General features: G+C 41.1%; 20 protein-coding genes. 16 read left to right on the plus strand and 4 right to left on the minus strand.

Features of this window, described 5'->3' with window-relative positions; translation table 11 throughout:
- The first annotated feature begins 47 nt into the window (after positions 1 to 47).
- The 4 genes from QR40_RS04380 to QR40_RS04395 all read left to right on the plus strand — a co-directional run bounded on the left by QR40_RS04380 (position 48) and on the right by QR40_RS04395 (position 2,785).
- The gene (locus QR40_RS04380; protein ID WP_027295910.1) at positions 48 to 248 is read left to right on the plus strand and encodes a PLD nuclease N-terminal domain-containing protein; all 201 of its coding nucleotides are present in this window, start codon (positions 48 to 50) and stop codon (positions 246 to 248) included.
- Positions 248 to 1,165, plus strand: coding sequence for an ABC transporter ATP-binding protein (locus QR40_RS04385; protein ID WP_044293627.1), 918 nt, complete (start codon positions 248 to 250; stop codon positions 1,163 to 1,165). Before QR40_RS04380 ends, QR40_RS04385 begins: the two co-directional genes overlap by 1 nt.
- Positions 1,162 to 1,926, plus strand: coding sequence for an ABC transporter permease subunit (locus tag QR40_RS04390; protein ID WP_027295911.1), 765 nt, complete (start codon positions 1,162 to 1,164; stop codon positions 1,924 to 1,926). The genes QR40_RS04385 and QR40_RS04390 overlap by 4 nt, the downstream gene beginning before the upstream one ends.
- A 208-nt stretch (positions 1,927 to 2,134) precedes the next feature.
- Positions 2,135 to 2,785, plus strand: coding sequence for a TMEM164 family acyltransferase (locus tag QR40_RS04395; RefSeq protein WP_052430699.1), 651 nt, complete (start codon positions 2,135 to 2,137; stop codon positions 2,783 to 2,785).
- A 172-nt stretch (positions 2,786 to 2,957) separates the two neighbouring features.
- Here QR40_RS04395 and QR40_RS04400 read toward each other — a convergent pair whose 3' ends face one another.
- Positions 2,958 to 4,025: an iron-containing alcohol dehydrogenase family protein gene (locus QR40_RS04400; RefSeq protein WP_044293628.1), complete on the minus strand. Its 1,068-nt coding sequence runs from the start codon at positions 4,023 to 4,025 to the stop codon at positions 2,958 to 2,960.
- 366 nt (positions 4,026 to 4,391) lie between these two features.
- Here QR40_RS04400 and QR40_RS04405 point away from each other — a divergent pair, with 366 nt between their 5' ends.
- The 3 genes from QR40_RS04405 (at position 4,392) to QR40_RS29500 (ending at position 7,576) form a co-directional block, all read left to right on the plus strand.
- Positions 4,392 to 5,963: an alkaline phosphatase gene (locus tag QR40_RS04405; RefSeq protein ID WP_044293629.1), complete on the plus strand. Its 1,572-nt coding sequence runs from the start codon at positions 4,392 to 4,394 to the stop codon at positions 5,961 to 5,963.
- Positions 5,964 to 7,118, plus strand: a complete 1,155-nt coding sequence (locus tag QR40_RS04410) for a YibE/F family protein (RefSeq protein ID WP_330373639.1) — start codon at positions 5,964 to 5,966, stop codon at positions 7,116 to 7,118.
- Between the two features lie 65 nt (positions 7,119 to 7,183).
- Positions 7,184 to 7,576, plus strand: a complete 393-nt coding sequence (locus tag QR40_RS29500; protein WP_052430700.1) for a hypothetical protein — start codon at positions 7,184 to 7,186, stop codon at positions 7,574 to 7,576.
- A 25-nt stretch (positions 7,577 to 7,601) separates the two neighbouring features.
- Here QR40_RS29500 and QR40_RS04420 read toward each other — a convergent pair whose 3' ends face one another.
- A complete protein-coding gene (locus tag QR40_RS04420) occupies positions 7,602 to 7,799 on the minus strand; it encodes a hypothetical protein (RefSeq protein ID WP_027295915.1) in 198 nt (65 codons plus the stop codon).
- A gap of 243 nt (positions 7,800 to 8,042) precedes the next feature.
- Between QR40_RS04420 and ptsP the strand changes: the two genes are divergently transcribed.
- Together ptsP and QR40_RS04430 are read left to right on the plus strand one after the other, a co-directional pair.
- The gene (ptsP, locus tag QR40_RS04425) at positions 8,043 to 9,701 is read left to right on the plus strand and encodes a phosphoenolpyruvate--protein phosphotransferase (protein ID WP_044293635.1); all 1,659 of its coding nucleotides are present in this window, start codon (positions 8,043 to 8,045) and stop codon (positions 9,699 to 9,701) included.
- A gap of 79 nt (positions 9,702 to 9,780) precedes the next feature.
- The gene (locus QR40_RS04430; protein ID WP_160295773.1) at positions 9,781 to 10,623 is read left to right on the plus strand and encodes a Cof-type HAD-IIB family hydrolase; all 843 of its coding nucleotides are present in this window, start codon (positions 9,781 to 9,783) and stop codon (positions 10,621 to 10,623) included.
- 153 nt (positions 10,624 to 10,776) lie between these two features.
- Here the strand turns inward: QR40_RS04430 and QR40_RS04435 are convergent, their stop codons facing one another.
- Entirely contained in the window at positions 10,777 to 11,205 is a 429-nt protein-coding gene (locus tag QR40_RS04435) for a hypothetical protein (RefSeq protein ID WP_044293637.1), read from the minus strand.
- A gap of 81 nt (positions 11,206 to 11,286) precedes the next feature.
- Between QR40_RS04435 and QR40_RS04440 the strand changes: the two genes are divergently transcribed.
- Together QR40_RS04440 and QR40_RS04445 are read left to right on the plus strand one after the other, a co-directional pair.
- Positions 11,287 to 11,988 carry a DNA alkylation repair protein gene (locus tag QR40_RS04440; RefSeq protein WP_242858455.1) on the plus strand — a complete coding sequence of 234 codons (702 nt, stop codon included), beginning with the start codon at positions 11,287 to 11,289 and terminating at the stop codon, positions 11,986 to 11,988.
- 357 nt (positions 11,989 to 12,345) lie between these two features.
- Positions 12,346 to 13,863, plus strand: coding sequence for an SPFH domain-containing protein (locus QR40_RS04445; RefSeq protein WP_044293988.1), 1,518 nt, complete (start codon positions 12,346 to 12,348; stop codon positions 13,861 to 13,863).
- Positions 13,864 to 14,062: 199 nt separating this feature from the next.
- Here the strand turns inward: QR40_RS04445 and QR40_RS04450 are convergent, their stop codons facing one another.
- The gene (locus QR40_RS04450) at positions 14,063 to 15,103 is read right to left on the minus strand and encodes a LacI family DNA-binding transcriptional regulator (RefSeq protein ID WP_027295920.1); all 1,041 of its coding nucleotides are present in this window, start codon (positions 15,101 to 15,103) and stop codon (positions 14,063 to 14,065) included.
- A 418-nt stretch (positions 15,104 to 15,521) separates the two neighbouring features.
- On the opposite strand from QR40_RS04450, the gene QR40_RS04455 reads away from it, so the two are divergent.
- From QR40_RS04455 to QR40_RS04475, 5 genes are all read left to right on the plus strand, one after another.
- Positions 15,522 to 16,844 (plus strand): ABC transporter substrate-binding protein, encoded by a 1,323-nt coding sequence (locus tag QR40_RS04455; protein ID WP_044293642.1) that lies wholly within the window; start codon positions 15,522 to 15,524, stop codon positions 16,842 to 16,844.
- A complete protein-coding gene (locus tag QR40_RS04460) occupies positions 16,844 to 17,746 on the plus strand; it encodes a carbohydrate ABC transporter permease (protein WP_044293644.1) in 903 nt (300 codons plus the stop codon). The genes QR40_RS04455 and QR40_RS04460 overlap by 1 nt, the downstream gene beginning before the upstream one ends.
- Positions 17,718 to 18,569 carry a carbohydrate ABC transporter permease gene (locus tag QR40_RS04465; RefSeq protein ID WP_044293646.1) on the plus strand — a complete coding sequence of 284 codons (852 nt, stop codon included), beginning with the start codon at positions 17,718 to 17,720 and terminating at the stop codon, positions 18,567 to 18,569. The genes QR40_RS04460 and QR40_RS04465 overlap by 29 nt, the downstream gene beginning before the upstream one ends.
- A gap of 4 nt (positions 18,570 to 18,573) precedes the next feature.
- A complete protein-coding gene (locus QR40_RS04470; RefSeq protein WP_027295924.1) occupies positions 18,574 to 19,671 on the plus strand; it encodes an ABC transporter ATP-binding protein in 1,098 nt (365 codons plus the stop codon).
- An 85-nt stretch (positions 19,672 to 19,756) separates the two neighbouring features.
- Complete coding sequence (locus tag QR40_RS04475; RefSeq protein WP_044293648.1) at positions 19,757 to 21,085, plus strand: glycoside hydrolase family 32 protein; 1,329 nt, start codon at positions 19,757 to 19,759, stop codon at positions 21,083 to 21,085.
- Positions 21,086 to 21,197: the final 112 nt, after the last annotated feature.

The raw sequence follows: 21,197 nt of genomic DNA on the forward strand, positions 1-21,197 counted from the left end.
GATATCCGGAGCCGTATCAGGAATGCTCCGGTCAGGAGGAGAATAACATGAAAGAATTAATGGAGTTTCTGCCGTTTTTGATACCGGTAATTATAGCAGAGCTGGCACTGGCAATCACAGCGCTTATCCATGTGCTGCGACATCCCCACTACCGTTTTGGAAATAAGGTCATATGGGCAGTTGTTGTACTAATTGTTCAGTTTATCGGACCAATATTGTATTTTACCATAGGCAGAGGTGAAGAATAATGGACATTTTAGAGGTTAAAAACTTAAAGAAAAGTTTTAACGGCCATGCAGTCATCAGGGATCTCAGCTTTCAGGTACCCGAGCATAGTGTGTTTGGATTCCTTGGGGAAAATGGTGCCGGGAAAACAACCACAATGAAAATGATTCTGGGACTGCTGCAGCCGGATGCAGGAGAGATACGGATAGCCGGAAACCGGGTTTCCTATGGAGAAACAAAAACAAACCGCATGATCGGTTATCTGCCTGATGTACCGGAGTTTTATAATTATATGAGGGCAAAAGAATATCTGAAACTCTGCGGCGAAGTGTCAGGAATGCCAGCCAAGAAGATTCTGGAGAAGAGCGGGGAATTATTGGAAATCGTAGGATTAAAAGATGTAAAGCAGAAAATCGGCGGTTATTCCAGGGGGATGAAACAGCGTCTGGGAATTGCGCAGGCATTATTAAATGACCCTAAACTGCTGCTGTGTGATGAACCTACGTCGGCATTGGACCCCGTTGGGAGAAAAGAAATACTGGATATATTATCGGTAGTTAAATCCCAGATGACGGTGGTGTTCTCCACACATATTTTATCTGATGTAGAGCGCATCTGTGACCGGGTTGCAGTTTTGCATGACGGAGAGCTGGCTCTTTGCGGAGGTCTGGAAGAATTAAAATCCGGCCATAAGAGAGATGAAATGATTCTGGAATTAATGAATGAGGAAGATGCCAAAAAGGTTCAGGGCATGCTTAGGCTGACAGAAGGAATCACGGATGTTAACCGGTCCCGTCTATCCTTAACAATTCGGGTACAGGATGTGCAGAAGAGTGGATTTCAAATATTAGCCCTGATTTTAAAAGAGCAGATACAGGTTCTGAAATACGAGGTGCAGGAACCAAATCTGGAAACCTTATTTATGGAGGTGGTGAAATGAAAGGATATATAGCTTTTCTGAAAAAAGAGTGGTTGGAGCAGCTTAGAACCTATCGTCTTTTCATCCTCATAATCGTATTTTTTATATTTGGAATGATGAATCCCCTGACTGCGAAACTGACACCGCTGCTGTTAGAAAATTTTGCTGTTGAAGGCATGAAGATTACAATGCCGGATCCAACGGCAATGGATTCGTATATGCAGTTTTTCAAAAATAATACCTCTATGGGACTCATTGCTCTGATATTGGTATTCAGCGGGATTCTATCCAGTGAACTGTCGAAAGGAACATTGATCAATATCCTTACCAAAGGCCTTTCCAGAAATGCTGTCATTATGGCAAAATTCACATCCGCGGCGTTCATCTGGACGATATGCCTGGCACTTTGTTTTGTCACAACGTATGGATATACGGAGTATTTATTTCAACAGAATGATATTTATCATCTTTGGTTTGCAGTTTTGTGTTTATGGCTGTTTGGTATATTTCTGCTGACACTCCTGCTCCTGATTTCTACAGTAGGCAAGAACAGTTATACCAGCCTTATGGGGGTAGGTGCAGTTGTTGTAATCTTATTTATGTTAAATATGCTGCCGGTTCTACAAAAATATAATCCGATACTCCTGATTTCAAATAATGTAGGAATGCTTGTTTCAGAATACCAGATTGCAGATGCAATGGCAGCGGTGGGAGTTACAGCAGGATTAAGCATTGTATTTTTAGGTGGAGCTGTGATGATATTTCGTAAAAAGAGGATTTAAGTGAAAGAGAGCCTCTTGTAATTTAGCTTAATAGTGTATGAGGAACGTTTTAGAGCAAAGATGATTTTCCGTCTTTGCTCTTTTTTTACGGAATTGTTAAAAATATTGTCGATTCATGACGTAGACCAGGAATCAGATAGAGAGTATAATAATCTTGTCAACCGATTAATAGAATTAAGGGATGGAAGATATAAGGCGGGGTGATAGAATGCAGATAAAGAAGAAGTTTGATCAAAGCTGCAAAATCATCTTCTGGTTTGGTGTCTGTTTCTTCATTTCAGAGTGCATCAAACAGATTTTGCTGATAACCGTAATAAATGATGGAAGCTACAGCTGGCGGTATTTCCCGTTTCAGTTATGCAGCCTGCCTATGTATTTATGCCTGATTCTGCCCTTTCTCAAAAATAAAAAAGCATACATCCATTTTTTAATGGATATCAATCTGTTGGGAGGCATATTTGCATTTGCAGACACCTCCGGCATGTGCTATCCCCTTTTCATACTGACACTGCACTCCATCTGCTGGCATCTGGTATTAATTACACTGGGCATTTACACAGGAATTCGATATTCTTCAAAATTGACAGTGCGTGACTATTTTGGCGTTATAAAAATATTCGTCATCACTGCAGTTATTGCTGAAATAATCAATACAGTAGTATCGAAACTGTTCACAAATGAGATCGACATGTTTTATATCAATCCATACAGGCAATTTTCCCAGGTTGTATTTCGAGATCTGGAAGGTTTTATGCCAAATTCACTTGTGATTGTGGTTTATATGGCAGCAATTATACTGGGGGGATTTCTGATTCATCTGGTGTGGATTGCTGTGGGTAAGGGGAGGAAGGGAAAGTAGGGGATGTCAAAGATACAACCTTACTCCCGACAATCTTACGAAAGGGTAGGAACATGGCTGAATATATAAAAATAAAAAGGCAAGCATTCGGTACACACAGAATACTTGTCGTTTTATTTTATCTATTCGTGATAGTAAGTAATAATATACCATAGATATACATAAGTATGATTTACTCAAACATCCCCCACATAACATCTTCGTCTACAGGAAATGGGCAATTTGCCAGTTTCCCCTGATTGGATAACATGCCATTCACGGCGGCTTTTTTGAGGTCATCGCTGATCATAACGCTGCCTAAAACTTGATTGACATAAGAAGTAAATGCGTCTGTGTCCGGGAAATTTAAAAGTGACAGGATTTCGCTTTGATAATTTTTTGCAGCCCTTAAGTAAGCAGGGAGGAAGGAGCCAACGGCTTTTCCGTGAGGTACCCCTGTCTCATAGGTTGGATAGTAACTGAGTCCGTGGGGAAGTGAAGTTCCGGTATGGGTAATTGCCATGCCTGCAAGTGTAGAAGCATTTAACAGTGATTCATAGTCAGCATCACATGCCGGCTTACCCAGAAGGACATCTTTAACAGAAGACCAGAGATGCATCCCTTCTTTACAAAGCATTTTACTGTAGAAAGTTGCATTGTTATTGATATAGCTTTCCATAAAATGTCCCAAAGCATCGATGGAAGTAGATGCAAGTACGGAAGGTGGAAGGTTCTTTAAATAGTTAGGATCGCACAGAGCCAAAACCGGGAAGATACGATGAGATATGCTGGATTTTGTCCGCTTCCTGTGAATGGTTAGTATGGCATAAGGAGTCGCTTCTGATCCCGTACCACATGTAGTAGGAACAGATACGACAGGATAAGCATCATCTGAGCCTTTCTCATACAGATAATCTTCTGTTTTATCTATTTGTTTCATCATAAGGGAAATAGCTTTGGCTGCGTCCAGCGGTGAACCGCCGCCTATTCCAATGACAAAGTCAGCACCAGACTCATTTCCGAAGTCCCGTGCTTCCATAACGGTTTCAATGGAAGGATTTTCTTCAATACGGTCAAATATCTCATAAGATATTCCTTCCTTTGAGAGAGTATCCTGAATATCAGCCAGGGATCCGTTTTCTTTTGAAGAGCGTCTTCCAGTTACAATAAGAGCTTTTTTGCCGAGGGTTGACAAATCCTTAGCATGGTTCCGGACACAATTACTTTCACAATAAATTTTTGTTGGCATATAAAAATACATTTCCTGATCCTCCTATGGTACAATAATTTTTATTCTATCACAAAAATATCATTACGAACAGGATCTGCGGTAATGAATTTTTAAACATTGCAGTAAGCCTTCCAAACGCCTGCCATGGTCCGCCCCCTTCTCTTTCCACGCACGGCATCTATCTACAAAGCGTCCCTTTCTCACTTACCCCCCAATCTATTCGTAATAGTAATCCCTTAACAAACTCTTTGCCGCAGTATAAACACTGTTAAATCAATTTTACAAAGCCCGCTTTATTTTTACCAATTCTTTACAAGGCACAAAACCGCTTCTTACACTTCTCTGATAGATTATTCATGTAAGTAAATAATCAAGCAAAAAGAGGAGAAAAAGATTATGAAATTGAAGAAAATCAGTGCAGTGATGTTAGCTATGGCATTGGCAGTCCCAACAATTACGGCAGTTCCTTCGGTAACAGGACATGCTACCGAAACAACGGCACAGACAGAGAAAGAGACAAAGGCAGCTGAATCTGAAACGAAAGCAGACAGTAAGGCAGCAGAGAATGCAGAGATTAAGACACCAAAGTACATTTTCTTATTTATAGGCGATGGTATGAGTTATCCTCAAATCCAGGCAACGGCAGATTATCTGGGAACGACAGAAAATAAAGGAGAAATTGAGGCAAAAGCATTGTCATTTATGAATTTTCCGGTAGCTGGGACAGCACAGACCTATGACAGCACTTCTTTTGCTCCGGATTCTGCGTCAACAGCTACTTCTATTTCCACGGGAAATAAAACCTACAGCGGAACCATTAACATGGATACAACCATGACAAAGAAGTTTGAGGCGATTTCTGAAAAATTAAAAAAGCAAAAGGATTATAAGGTAGGTATTGTAACGACGGTTAATTTAAACCATGCTACTCCGGCAGCTTTTTATGCTCATCAGGCTTCCAGAAACAGCTATTATGATATTGCAAAAGAGCTGGTAGACAGTAACTTTGATTATTTTGCAGGAGGTGCACTTCTTGACCCGACAGGAGAAAAAGAAGATCAGACAGATGCTTATAAACTGGCAGAAGACGCAGGTTATAAGGTAATTAAAACCCAGGAAGAAGTAAAGAAGTTAAAAGCAGAAGATGGAAAATCACTTGTAATAGCAGAACATCTGGCAGATGCAGATGCAATGTCTTATGATCTGGATGCAGTAAAAGACGAACTTTCATTAAAAGACTATGTGCAGAAAGGAATTGACGTTCTGAACAATGATACTGGATTCTTTATGATGGTTGAAGGTGGTAAGATTGACTGGGCATGTCATGCAAATGATGCAGGATCTGCAATCAACGATACAGAAGCCTTAAGTGACTCGGTGGAAGCAGCAGTAGAATTTTATAAAAAACATCCGGACGATACACTTATTCTGGTAACCGGTGACCATGAAACCGGTGGATTAACAATCGGATATGCAGGAACAGATTACGATACTTATCTGACAAACCTGACAAACCAGAAAATATCCTATGCGAAATTCGACTCTGACTATGTTGCAAAATATAAAGAAAATAAAACAGAGTTTAAGGAAGTGTTAAAAGATATAAAAGCAAACTTTGGCTTAATGGCAAAAGATGATGCGGATGCAACAGAAGATTCCAAACTGGTTTTAACAGATTATGAATATTCCCGCCTGGAAGATGCTTATAAGAGAACACTGGAAACAGGAACGGCAAAGAAGGATGGGATGTCTCAGGAAGAATATATTTTATATGGAACTTATGAGCCATTATCGGTAACCATTACACATATTCTTAATAATAAATCAGGTATTAATTTTGCATCTTATGCACATACAGGACTTCCGGTACCGGTATATGCACAAGGAACAGGGCAGGAAAAATTCGAAGGGTATTATGATAACACAGATATATTTAAAAATCTCGCACAGCTTACAGGAGTTAAGTAATTGTTTCCCAAAATGCGAAAACTGAAGTTTACCCGAGAAACAGTTTGCTACCAGCTGCCGGTCATATTCTGTCTGGCGCTGATGGCAGTACTGTTTTTTTTACCTACCGGATTTGAAGATGCAGTCATTTATAAAGGGACAGAGCGCTGTGCGGCGGAAGTTCTGAATACCGATGACAGTAAAATAATCAGTACCGGACTGATCAAATCAGGAGAACAAAGATGTACGGTCCGTTTTCTGGGAGGAGAATTTAAAGGATTAGAGGCAGAGGGCTTTAATATGCTGAACGGCTCTCTGGAAGCAGATAAAATTTTTCGTCCCGGGGATAAGGCGCTTGTGGTAATCAGCCACAAAGGAGATGAAATTCTTTCCGTAAACCTGATAGACCACTATCGACTGAATAAGGAACTGATACTAGCCGGATGCTTTGTGGTGCTATTAATTATATTTGCAGGTAAGACAGGAATTCGTGCAGTATTATCTTTTGGACTTACAATATTGATGATATGGAAATTACTGGTTCCTATGTATCTAAAAGGTATGCAGCCGGTAATGGTGGGACTGGTCATTGTGCTGTCACTGACGTTTATTATTATCACGCTGGTTTATGGATTTGACCGGAAGGCTTTTGCAGCGGTCAGCGGTTCCTTCCTGGGCATTATAACTACCTGTATAATGGGACTGATTTTTACAGATGCTTTTAAAATCCATGGTGCTATTATGCCTAATTCAGAGAGCCTCTTATACAGTGGGTACGAGAATCTGAATCTTACTCAGATATTTATGGCAAGTATCTTCATCGGATCGTCAGGAGCGGTTATGGATCTGGCGGTAGATATCACATCTGCCGTGAATGAAGTAATCCAGAAAAAGCCGGATATCGGATGGAAAGAAGCAATGCAGTCAGGAATGGCTGTAGGAAGAGCAGCCATGGGAACCATGACAACTACGCTGCTTTTGGCTTACTCAGGCGGCTGTGTAGCATTATTGATGGTGTTTATGGCTCAGGGAACCCCCATAGACAATATTTTAAACTATAAATATGTATCATCCGAGATACTGGACACCATTGTAGGGAGCTTTGGATTGGTTACGGTAGCCCCTTTTACGGCACTGACAAGCGGTGTATTTCTTACAAGAAAGAAGAAATTATAAATTGGGCATTTTGTTTTTGAATCCCGCATAAATTGTTTAAAAGGAAACTGTCGGGGAGGTTTGCAGTGGAGGAGAAAACAAACAGGGAGATATTAACTGCACTAGAAGCAGAAAAAAACTGCCTTAAGAGGCAAAGGACTTACCTGCGTTTCATTGCGGCAACTCTGGCTTTTTTTCTGGCGGCAGTGATTCTTTTTATTGCAGTTGCGGCACCCAGAGTAAAGACGATTATAAATAAAGTGGAAACAGCATCCGGGAATCTGGATGAAATATCGCGTCAGCTGACTGATGCAGATATTCCATCCATGATAGATAAAATTAGCCGTTTGGCGGATAATAGTGATCAGGTAGTGACTCAGGCAGCAGAAAATATGGATAAGATAGATTTTGATAAATTAAATAAAGCAATTACAGACCTGCAGGCGGTGATTTCAACCCTTGCAAGGGTATTTGGATAGCTTATATTAGAAAAAGACTCAGGAATTATTCCAGTGAGTCTTTTTCTTCGTGTCTGGCTTTCATTTTTGGCGGTTCGAAATGATAAACTTCTTCATAAGAATCCAATTCAGCCTTGCTCTGAGGAGCGGAGGGGATCAGACCGGTACAGTCCATGGAAGAAGCGGAATTGCCCAGATAGTCATAATCATCGATAATTTCATTGTTCGTTTTGTTATCTTTCATAGGGATTCCTCCTGATTTTTATATGAAAAGTATAGTTTGCTTTTCAATTAGTATGCGGAAAAGCAGAAAAAATATCCCCTTTTATCCTATTTTTGTGTAATCCTTTGAAAACTTGGCCCCGGTTTAGGTTTTTATGGATTAATCAGTTTAAATATGTTAATATGGTGGCATAGGTATCGATACCACATTTTTGAAAATAAACATTAAAATGATGGTGTCTGAAGAATAAGGGAGGTCATGTTTATGGTAACATTGCAGGGAAAAGGCGTTTTTGGCGGCATTGCCATCGGTGAGATAGCCTTTTATAAAAGAGCAGAGGGACAGGTTCAGCGTAAGAGAGTGGAAGATACAAGTTCCGAAATCCAGCGTTTTGAATCTGCGAAGGATAAAGCAATTGAACAGCTGGGTGAACTGTATGACAAGGCAGTCCAGGAAGTGGGCGAAGGGAATGCAATGATCTTCCAGGTACATCAGATGATGCTGGATGATTTAGACTATGTGGAAGCTATTACCAATATGATTACAACGCAGCAGGTGAATGCAGAATATGCCGTTGCTGCAACCGGAGATAATTTTTCACAGATGTTTGCATCTATGGATGATGAGTATATGAGAGGCCGTGCTGCCGATGTAAAAGACATCTCGGAACGTGTAGTCTCTATCCTTTCCGGAAATGAGAACAGCGGGCTGGTGACGGATAAGCCGGTAATATTAGCAGCAGACGATCTGGCTCCCAGTGAAACGGTGCAGCTGGAAAAAGATAAAGTGCTATCCTTTATTACCCAGGGTGGATCTACCAACTCCCATACCGCGATTCTTGCCAGAACCATGAATATTCCTGCAATTATCGGAGCAGGGAGCGGTTTGTCAGAAGAATATGAAGGAAAACTGGGAATCGTAGACGGAGCAGAAGGTCTCATTTATGTTGACCCGGATGAAGAGACGCTTACGAAATATCAGGAAAAGCAGAAAGAATATCAAGGTAAACAGGAGCTTTTGCAGCAGCTAAAAGGCGAAGAGAATATTACGCTGGACGGTCAGAAGATTAAAGTATATGCTAACATCGGCAATGCATCTGACATTGGTGCCGTGATGCAAAATGATGCAGGCGGCATCGGATTGTTCAGAAGCGAATTCTTGTATCTGGAGAGTGATAATTACCCTACGGAAGAAGAACAGTTTAAAGTATATCGATATGTAGCGGAGACCATGGCGGGGAAGATGGTTGTTATCCGGACCCTGGATATCGGGGCGGACAAGCAGATTGATTATTTTAATCTTCCGAAAGAAGAGAATCCGGCACTTGGGTACCGGGCAATCCGTATCTGCCTTACACAGCATGATATATTTAAAACGCAGCTTCGTGCTCTTTTCCGTGCATCGGCATTTGGCAATATTGCTATTATGTTCCCAATGATCGTAGCAGTAGAAGAAGTCCTGGAAATCAAAGAGATTGTTGCAGAAGTGAAAGCAGAACTGGATGAAGCAGGGATCCCGTATAATAAAGATACACAGCTTGGAATTATGATCGAGACACCGGCAGCAGCGATTATCAGTGATGAACTGGCTAAGGAGGTGGATTTCTTCAGTGTGGGAACCAATGATCTCACACAGTATACGACCGCAGTAGACAGACAGAATGCGAATCTGGATAAATTTTATTACCCACATCACAAAGCGCTGCTCCGCCTGATTAAAATGGCAGCAGACAATGCCCATAAAAATGGAATCTGGATCGGCATTTGCGGTGAGTTAGGTGCGGATATGGAATTGACAGAGACTTTTTTAAGCATGGGAATTGATGAATTATCCGTTTCACCGGCATGTATTCTGCCATTGCGTAAAAAAATCAGAGATACAGATGTAAGCAAAGTGAGAGATGTCAGACTGGGAGAAGTGTAATCAGACACATTAGAATGTATCTTAAAATCATTCCGCCATCTGCACACCCCGCTTCACATGGAATCTGCGCCGAAAATAGTTGAAAGAAAAAAGAATGGAAGTATTGCAGGTAAGCCTGCAATATGCAATGGGTATAAATATGAAAAAATTAGTTTGTTTTGATATGGATATGACTCTTTTAGATCATGCAACATATAGTATACCGGAATCTGCGATGAAGGCTTTGGATCATCTGAGAGCAGAGGGACATATTATCGTGCTTGCTTCCGGAAGGGACATGGAAAATGAATTCAGCCGTCCCCTGGCGGAACTGGTCCATCCGGATGCAATTGTTCATGCTAACGGACTGAAGGTAACGATCGGAAATGAAAAGATATATGAGCATTTCATGGAGAAAAGTATTGTGAAAGAACTCCTGGAATTTGCAGAAGAGCATCATATCTGTATCGGTTATAACCTGGGTGAAATCGGCTATTTTGTGAACAAAGAGCGTGTGATTGAAAGAGAAGTTCAGGTATTTGGAAGCTGTGACAGAAAATTTGGAGATCCCGGAAAATTATTGGATGCGTCCCTGCATGCGCTGGCTGTGTTTGGCACACTGGAGCAGGTTCAGAAATTAGAAAGGGCATTTCCATTGTTAAAATTCCCTATGTTTTCGGGAAATGTAGGTGCAGATATTGTGGATAAAAATACATCCAAGGCTGTTGGAATCGAGGCCCTTCTTACTCATTATCAATTGGGATGGGATGATGTGATCGCATTTGGAGACAGCATGAATGATATGGAAATGATTCATGCGGCAGGTTGTGGCATAGCAATGGGAAATGCAATAGAACCACTGAAGAAGGCAGCTGATTTTGTGACCAAAGCCGTGAATGAAGACGGGATCTGGTATGGACTGCAAAAATTAGGATTATTGTAAATTACCATTGATATATCCTATTAAGAATTGGAAGGAAAGCAATCATTAATACAATAAAGTATACAATAAAACGTACAACTCCAGGAATGATAGAACAATTTCCAGAATGTTCGAAAGTCCATTCTGGAGTTGTTTTGTATCAATGATATATGATTATTCCGGATTCTGATTCGTTTGGTTGGTAACGGAAGAGTCCGGTTGATCCTTTCCGGTATCAAAATTAGTGAGCAGAAACTTTTTAATAAAAAAGAGTACACCGATAGCGACAATACCGACAATCGTTTCAAATAAAGACATATGTTCTACAACCATCTGCCGGGCAGTGGCAAACATCAGTACTTCAATCAGTGTTTCGGGCGTATGTTTACAAAGCATTTTCACAAATTCGATTCCGACCACCAGACTCAGGGCGGTGGAAAGAAATTTATTAAAGTTGTCAAACTGAGCATTCGTAGCCATATGGACTACATCCGGTATTAAATGAAGGCTTAGAATAAGAATAGCAGCGGTGATTAAAACAGCCAGAAATAATTCCATGTAATATGAGATTCGAAAGAGCAGGTTGTGATATTTTTTCTTCATAATTTAGATTTCCTCCTGTGTAGTACAATAAAAATAATATATCATAGGATGGGCAATTCTGGTAGTAAAATTTTACGGAGGATGAGAGGAGTAAATATGGTATCAAACGTATGGATAAAGGAACAGCTGCAAATGTTATCTGAGGATAAATTCAGAGATTTTACCATGAGGCTTATGCCGGGAGTGGAAAATGTATATGGTGTCCGCCTGCCAATTCTTCGGAAAATCGCAAAGACGATTGTAAAAGAGGATTGGAGGGCTTATCTGGAGGAAGCACTTGACGACAGCTATGAAGAGATAATGCTTCAGGGAATGGTGATAGGCTATGCCCGTATGGACCTTTTAGAACTTTTACCCAGAATTGATTGTTTTGTGGGTAAGATAGATAACTGGTCAGTATGTGACAGTTTTTGCGCCGGCCTCAAGATAACGAAAGAATACAGAGAAGAAATGAGGTTGTTTCTGGAAAAGTATCTGAGAAGCCAAAATGAATATGAGCTACGGTTTGGGGTTGTCATGCTTTTAGATTATTTTGTAGAGGAAGCATATCTGAAAGGGGCATTATCAGCATTTGATGCCATTAAGCATGAAGGATATTACGTCAGAATGGCTGTCGCCTGGGCAATTTCCATTTACTATGTGAAGTTTCCCATACAGGTTATGGAATATCTGAAAGAGAATGAATTGGATAACTGGACCTATAATAAGGCGCTTCAGAAAATAACAGAATCACTGCAGGTTGATAAAGCAGCAAAAGAATATATCCGTTCCTTAAGAAGATAATGGGGCATTTAGAGGTACACTTTAAAGAGGAAAAATTCCTTGTTAAATTATTGACAATATATGGAAATGGTGTTATATTGATCTTAATAAAAGGGAGTAGCCAACACCGTAAGGTGATTCGAAATCGTCAGGTCGATGTAAAACATCCGTATCGAATGAAATGTGCGAGACTTTTATTGTAGCATGAGTTGTTGCAATAGGGGTCTTTTTCTATACCCCGAACCATAAAATGCAGCATACTCAAATTTCCGGAAGTGCTCTGAGCATGAATAAGGAGGTGAAAAGTTGCAATGAAAAAGAGCATTTCAAACTAATAATGATTCATAGCAAATAGGATAAAGGAGAAAAAATATGAATATGATTATGGACAACATTGGGATTTTCATTGGTTTGATTGTGGTATTAGTTTTACTTATTTTAGTGTTGGTAACAGGATATGTAAAAGCTCCGCCGGATACCGCATTTATTATTTCCGGACTTCGTAAAAAGATTATAATAGGAAAAGCAAGTATTAAGATTCCGGTGCTGGAACGACTTGATAAATTAAGCTTAAAACTGATACCAATCGATGTTAAAACTTCCAGTTCCGTACCTACCGCAGATTATATTAATATCCAGGTAGATGCTGCCGTAAATGTTAAAATCAGCAGCGAAAATCAGCGTCTGGGGCTGGCAGCGGAGAACTTCCTGAATCAGAACACGCAGTACATAGCCCAGGTGGCAAGAGAAGTTCTGGAAGGAAATATGCGTGAGATTGTAGGCAGAATGAGGCTGGAAGAAATGGTTGGTGACCGGCAAAAGTTTGCAAATCTGGTAAAAGAAAATGCGGAACCGGATCTGGCAGCCATGGGACTTGACATTGTAAGCTTCAATGTGCAGAATTTTACGGATAATAATGGGGTTATCGATGACCTTGGTATTGATAATATTTCACAGATTAAGAAAAAAGCAGCCATTGCAAAAGCAGAAGCAGAAAAAGAAATAGCAGTGGCAAAGGCCGAAGCCGACAAACAGGCAAATGATGCGAAGATCAATTCTGACAGGGAAATTGCCATTAAAAATAATGAACTGGACATACAGAAATCGGCACTTCAGAAAAATGCAGATACGAAGCGTGCAGAAGCAGATGCCGCTTATGAGATTCAGAAAGAGCAGCAGAGGAAAACAATTGGTGTTACAGCGGCAGATGCAGATATTGCTAAGGAAGAGAAGGTCATTCTTCTGAAGCAAAAAGAAGCAGAAGTTATGGAACAGTCACTGGATGCCCAGATCAGGAAAAAAGCGGAAGCGGACAGATATGAACGTCAGCAGAAGGCAGAAGCCGAATTATTTGAACGTCAAAAAGAAGCAGAAGCAAAGAAATTTGAAGTTCAAAAGGAAGCAGAAGCACAGAAATCAAAGGCGGAAGCGGACAGATATTCTAAGGAGCAGGAAGCGCAGGGTATTCAAAGGGTCGGTGAAGCAGAGGCGGAAGCAATTCGGGCAAAAGGACTTGCGGAAGCAGAGGCGATGGAAAAACGTGCGGAAGCTTATCAGAAGTATAACAATGCGGCTATGGCACAGATGCTGATTCAGGTACTTCCGGAAATTGCTGGTAAAATTGCAGAACCTCTGAGCCAGATTGATAAGATTACTATTATTGGAGGAGGAGAAGGAAGCGGAGTTGATTCAGTAGCCGGAAATGTTCCCGCAGTTATGGCAAAGCTTTTTGAGTCCATGAAAGAGACAGTGGGAATAGACCTGGGCGAAATCATGAGAGCCGATACCTATGATGCTAAAGTGAACCGCAATATCACAGTAGAAGGATTGGAAAAGGCGGATGATATACAGAGAGCACAGGCAGAAGCTGCAGTTGTAAGTGAAGCTATGAAATAATAGAATAGCAGCTCTGCCGGTTGGGCGCAGAACTGGTTTTCTTAGCATAATTGGAACCCATGAGGGTTATAAATTCTGAACTTTTTCAAAAAATCACAGCAACACAACCGTAGGTTGTGATATGCTGTGATTTTTGGTAAGTATCTATCACTACAATAGTGGCTCCTTTTTTTGCAGCTAAAATTGTGCGTTGCAGGTACTATAAGATGTCATGATCAGTAGTATCTCTCCGTACAAGCACAGGAGGGATTTTTTTGTGTACGGGTTCCGTGGAAATGTTCGGGCGCCGTTTTTTACGTTCGGACATCTGGGATACCAGCAGTTTAACAGCTTCCTCGGCAAGCAGGCTGATTTGCTGGCCTACCGTTGTAATGGGGATAATGGCTTCTTTGGAAATGGGAGAATCATCAAACCCCACAATCCGGTAGTCATTGCCCAGGGAGCCTTTCTTCCGGATAATAATATTGAGCAGAACATTGGCATGGGTATCGTTGGGCATAAAAATGCCCTTTTTTTGATTGGGGTATCGTTTTTCAAGGTCTTCATAAATTTCTGTAAGCTTCGCATTGCTTGCTTCGAAAGTAGATCCCAGATCGCAGTAGATAATCTCATTCAGCATTTTTCCTTCTTTGCAGATATCCTGGAATCCCTTAATCCTTCCGTATGCCGGAATATAGCTGGGTACATCGCTGTTAATATGGATTAAGACATTGCAGTTATTTTTAATCAGCAGGCTGGTTGCCTGGACAGCTCCCATATAGTTATCCGTATTAATGCTGGAAATATACTGGTCTTCACGCTCAATTGCCACAATCGGGATGTGGTATTCTGACAGTTCTCTGGATGGGATAGTATGGCTTAAGATAATCAGTCCCTCAATCTGGTATGCCATCAATTCTTTGATATAATTTCGTTCAACTTCCGCATCATCATTTCCAACAAATACAAGAAATTTATAGCCATATTCCTGATAAGATGAAAGAATCTGGTTCAGCATCTCAGAATAGTAGTGAAGATACAGGTTTGGAATAATAATGCCTACAAACTCGGTACTCCCGCTTGCCAGGATCCGCGCCACCTTATTTTCTTTATAATCCAGAGCTAACAGAGCGTCTGCAATTATTTTCTGGTTTTCTTCAGTCAGTGAGTCCGGGTTGTTAAAATACCTGGAAATGGTTGTTTTTGAAAAGTTAGTATAATTTGCAATATCATTAAAAGTTACTTTGTTTTTTTTCCCCATAGAAACTCCTTTGTCAAGGTTCTGATTTTATGAACTATCCGGGCATGTCGTAAAATAATACACGTGTAAGACCGTTCCAATCAGCCAGGTAAAAGTATTTTCAGATAAGTATAACAAAAATATGTTCTGCAGGCAATGTCAAATTGGCAATGAGTGAAAGTAACCGGTTATTTTTGTGAATTTATTACAAAATACTGCCTTGAAATAAAGACAGTATTCACAAAAATAGAAAAAGGAATTGACGCAAATATAGAGTTGTGATACTCTTTAGATAATAAAAGTAACCGGTAACTTAACCGGTAACATTACCGGTTACAAAGCAAAGATTTAGAAGCAAAGATTTAGAAGCAAAGGTTTAGAAGCAAAGGTTTAGAAGCAAAGGTTTATAAGCATAGGTTTTGAAGTAAAGGAGGAGCACATGAGAAAGTCATGGAAATATGCGGCACTATTTTTCCTTGCCGCAAGCTGCCTGGCAGGGTGCCGGCAAAAAGAGGTAAAGCCGGGCGATATTGCCGGATATGAGGAAGGAGAAAGCTATCTTTCCATATGGGTACATACAATTGAGGACACGCCGGAAGGGGATGCCTATGCGGAGTCCGTGAAAAGATTTAATGAAAAGTATGATGGAAAATATTTTGCAGATATTGAATTCATTCCCAGAAATGACAGCGGAGGGGGATATTCTGACAAGGTAAATGCATCTGTTATGTCCGGCGGACTTCCGGATGTGCTTACGGTAGACGGACCCAATGTGGCGGCTTATGCGGCAAATGGTATAATCCAGCCCCTGGCGGAGCTGTCAGAGGAAGAAAGGGCGGTCTATCTGGATTCGATACTTGAGCAGGGAACCTATAACGATAAGCTGTACACACTGGGAGCCATGGAATCCAGTGTAGGTCTGTATTACAACAAGGATATTCTGGAAAATGCCGGAATAAATATTCCTTCCGCTGATGATCCCTGGACCTGGAATGAGTTTATGGAGATCTGTGAAAAGCTCGATCCGGTTATGAAAGAAAAGAACGGATACTGTCTGGATATGACGTTTCCGGTTGGAGAAGCGAGTATTTATTATTATGCGCCGTTCTTTTGGGCCAATGAAGGAGACTTTGTAAGTGAGGATGGACTGGGCGTGGATGGTATTTTCAATTCCGATAAAAATGTAGAAGCCGTGGATTTCTTCCGGGGAATTGTAGAGAATGGCTATATGTCAAAAACGCCAATTGATAAGCTGTTTGAAACAGGGCGTGCAGCGTTTAAGTTTGACGGTGCATGGGAAGTAAATACCGTCTATGAGAACTATCCGGATATCAAACTGGGAGTGGCGCCTTATATTGTAGGAGAAAACTGGGATGGAGGAAGATATACGCCCACAGGCTCCTGGGCATATGCAGCATCTGCTTCCACCCATAATCTGGAAGGAGCAACCGAGCTGGTAAAATGGATGAGTGGTGTAGACAGCGGCATTCTTCTCCATGAACAGACAAAAGGGCTGCCATCCACTTATGGGGCATTTGAGCAGATTTCTCTTTTTTCGGAAGATGAGAATTACAAGGCTCTATATGAGCAGCTGAATAAATATGGACATCCAAGACCCAAGACACCCGTATATCCGCAGGTAAGTACTTCTTTTCAGCAGGTTCTGGAAGGAGCTGCACTGAATGGAAAGGATGCAAAAGCGGAACTGGATAAATCTATAGAAAGGATTAACGCCAAGTTAAAGCGTTACACAAGAGAATAATGAAGAGAAAAAAATCTAATTCGCTTTTAGGAATGGCATTCTTTGGACCGGCCCTCGTACTGCTTACCATCTTTTTGTTTCTTCCTATGCTGCTGACACTGGTTTTCAGTTTTACCGATTATTTTGCTTTGAATCCGGATCTTACACATTTTGTGGGCCTGGAAAATTATATTACGATTTTTAAGGATGAACTGTTTCTTAAGGCGTTTCTTAATACCGTAAAGTTTGTGTTTATTATCGTGCCTCTCCAGGGAGGCGGAGCGCTTATTCTGGCGCTGCTGATTAATAAAGTTACACATTGTAAAAAGTATTTTAAGGTTGCATTTTTTATACCGGTTGTTATGTCTCTTGCGGTTGTTTCTACATTGTGGATGCAGATCTATAATCCGGAAGGCATTTTAAATACGGTGCTTGCGAACCTGGGTATATCTGCACAGCCCTTTATTTACAGTGATAAGCAGGCACTTCCCTCCATTGCTTTTATGAGTATCTGGCAGGGTGTGGGATATCAGATGATCATTTTTCTGGGAGGACTTCAGGCAATTAATCCGGGACTTTACGAAGCAGCAGAGATGGATCATGCCAGCGGATGGCAGAAATTCAGGGATATTACGCTGCCGGAACTGAAACCCATTTGCGTATTTGTATTTATCACCATTACCATCGGTGCTTTTAAAATGATTGTTCAGCCAATGGTAATGACAGGAGGCGGGCCATCCCATTCTACGTATACGCTGGTCTATGATATTTATGAGACTGGTACGGTTAACTGGGAAATGGGGCTGGCATCCACCATGGCAATTGTATTTGTGATTTTTGTGGTCATTCTGACCATTGTTCAGACAATTTTGACGCGGGATAAGGAGGAAAAACATGTTAACAAAAAAACAAAAATCAATTAACTGGGTTCTGGTTATCCTGATGCTTATTTTATCTATTTTCTTCTTATTTCCGGTGGTATGGATGCTTGCTAATTCTTTCAAGCCGGATGCAGCCATTGCGGCAGACATGAATGCCATGTCGGCATTTATTCCGCCCGCATTAAGCAGCAGCTTTTTTGATAACTATATAACGATTATCACAAATACGGCTTTTCTGAGGTACATGGGAAACACCCTGTTTTATGCTGCGGTTCTGATCATATTGGGGATTATCGTAAATGGCCTTGCAGGGTATGCTCTGGCGAAAATAGATTTTCCGTTTCGGGAACGCTGGGTATTGGTGATTATGATGCTGATGATTATTCCCACCGAGACAATTATTACGATCCACTTTTTAATTATTGCAAAAACGGGGCTGCTAAATACAGTGGTCGGATATATACTCCCCATGATCGTAAATCCATTTAATATTTTCCTGTTCCGCCAGGTTTTTCTAAGCCTGCCGGATGATGTATATGAAGCAGCGCAGCTGGACTTTTGCAGTCCGGTGAAATATTTCTTTACAATGGTTCTGCCTATGTCAAAAACAGTTGTGGCTACAGTCAGTGTTTTTACATTTCTGAATGTTTGGAATGACTACCTCTGGCCATCACTGGTATTTACGTCCAGTGACCTGCTTACTGCACAGATTGGGCTGAATTCCATTACTGCCAATGAAAATACAACCATGGGGCAGACGCTGGCAGTCATAACCCTGATTACGATACCGGTCATTATTATATATGCCTGTTTCTCCAAGCAGATTGTAGAAGGAGTTACACACACAGGCACGAAGGAAGGATGATAGTATGAGCTTTATAGAATTTAAAAATATTAGTAAAAAATATGCAAGTACGGATAAAAATGCGGTTACAGATTTTAATCTGGAAATTAAAGAAAAAGAATTTATAGCATTTGTCGGACCTTCCGGCTGTGGAAAATCTACTACACTTCGGATGATTGCCGGATTTGAGGATATCTCCAGGGGAGAACTGTTTATCGATGGAAAAAAGGTGAATGAAACAGCGCCAAGAGATCGTGGAATCGCTATGGTATTCCAGAATTATGCTCTTTATCCACATATGACAGTAGAGAAGAATATAGGATACGGATTAAAAAATATGAAAGTGCCCGCAGATGAGATCAACAGGAAAGTGAACTGGGCAATTGATATTCTGGGGCTGGAAGAGTACCGATACAGAAAGCCAAAGAATCTCTCCGGCGGACAGAGGCAGCGGGTTGCTCTTGGAAGGGCAATTGTGAAGAATCAGAAGGTATTTCTCATGGATGAGCCCCTTTCCAATCTGGATGCCAAACTGCGTGTGAGTATGAGAAATGAAATCAGCAAGCTTCACCGGACACTGGGAACCACCACCATCTATGTGACCCATGACCAGATAGAGGCTATGACTATGGCGGACCGTATAGTCATCATGAAGGATGGCTTAATTCAGCAGGTAGGTGCACCTATGGAATTGTATGAGCATCCGGTAAATAAATTTGTAGCGGGATTTATCGGCTCTCCCCAAATGAATTTCTATGAGGTTACCGTAAGTGGCAGCAGCGTGGAATTCAAAGATAAAAATAAGATTACACTCCCCGAAGGTGTCCTGAAGAAACTAAACGGGCGCCAGGGAGAAATGATTTTAGGAATTCGCGGTGAGGATATAAAGCTGGATCCGCACAACCTGGAAATTTACAAATCAGATAAACAGACTTCTGTTGTAGAAAACAAAGAAGTTATGGGAAATGAAAACAATCTTTATTTTAGCTTTGGGGGCATTACCTCTGTTGCACGGGTTTCTAAATACGAAGTCAGCGGTATTGGAGAAAAGATTACTTTTGTATTGGAACCTACAAAATTTCATTTCTTTGATAAGCAGACGGAAGAGAATTATTTAAAATAGGAAGGTAAGTTTGAAGAAAAGCACTATCAAACTACTTGTTAAGGCAGTATCGCAGGCAGGCCTGCGATATGCAGGAGGTATAAATATGACAGAACATAAATTACATTTAAAGGCGCCGGGAAACTGGATCAATGATCCCAATGGCTTTATCTATTATAAAGGGAAATATCATTTGTTTTATCAGTATTTTCCCTATGCACCCGCTTGGGCAACCATGCACTGGGGGCATGCGGTAAGTGATGACCTTGTAACCTGGACACATCAGGAAATAGCCCTTTATCCAAGCAAATACTGGGACAGCAACGGCTGTTTTTCCGGAAGTGCAGTCCAGGAGGATGGAAAGCTTTATATTTATTATACGGGTGTGCGGTATGAGGAAATAACCAAAGAAGATATCCATCACTGCGTAAATGAACAGTTTGAGTCTTCCCAGCTGATGATCACGTCGGAGGATGGGATACACTTTGATAATAATAAAGATAAGAAACTGATTATTCCTCCGATTATGGATGCATCTCTTGGGCACCGTACGCATACAAGAGACCCTAAGGTATGGAGAAGCGGGGATCATTATTATATGGTTCTTGGAAGCACCCTGGATGAAAAAAAAGGAATTCTGCTGTTTTACAGAAGCAGTGATAAAGAAAACTGGGAGTATCTGAACAGTTATACTTCTAAAGCAGATAATCTCGGATGGATGTGGGAATGTCCGGATCTGTATAAGACAGATGAAGGCTGGGTAGTTTGTTTTTCGCCGATGGGTTTTTTGAAAGACGGCGCAAAAGAACAGAACCATGCTATCTGTGCAGCAGCAGATTTTGATGAGCAGACAGGTATCCTTACGATGGCAGAGGAGTATCAGTTTGCAGATTATGGACTTGATCTCTATGCACCCCAGAGTACGGTAGATGAAGAGGGGCGCAGAGTAGTCGTTGGATGGATGAGAATGCCCAAACCGGTTGCGGAGGTAAAGCCCTGGATCGGAATGATGTGTACACCCCGGGTAGTGGAACGCAGGAACGGTCATATATATTTCCGGATGCATCCAAATGTGGAAAAAGCATTTGTAAAGGAAATCACTGAGGTTGGAGAAGTAGAGGAGGAAAAACCGTACCAGTTAAAAATTGAGCTGGATGACGGGGAATCCATATCCCTGGGAGGCTATGAAATATACAGGAAGGGTAATAAAATATGCACAAACCGGGAGAAAGTCTATGAAGACATCCGTGACTGCAGGCTTGCCTTTGAAACACCAATACTGAAAGAAAATGCCAGACTGAATATCCTTGTGGACCGGAATCTGATTGAGGTCTATGTAAATGACGGCGAGTATGTAATCAGCAATGTGGTGTATGATTTAAAAGAAGAGATTTTGATACCGGAGGGTAAAAAATTTATTCTGAAACAGATGTAGCAGTTCTAATAATCAGCAGAGACAGACGGCTTGGGAAACCAGCCGGGCTGTCTCTTATTTTATGTCAGAATGACTCGTTCTTTTGCTTCATTGAACGAATTAGAACCCTACA

It is taken from the genome of Robinsoniella peoriensis, assembly GCF_000797495.1.
GTDB lineage: Bacteria > Bacillota > Clostridia > Lachnospirales > Lachnospiraceae > Robinsoniella > Robinsoniella peoriensis.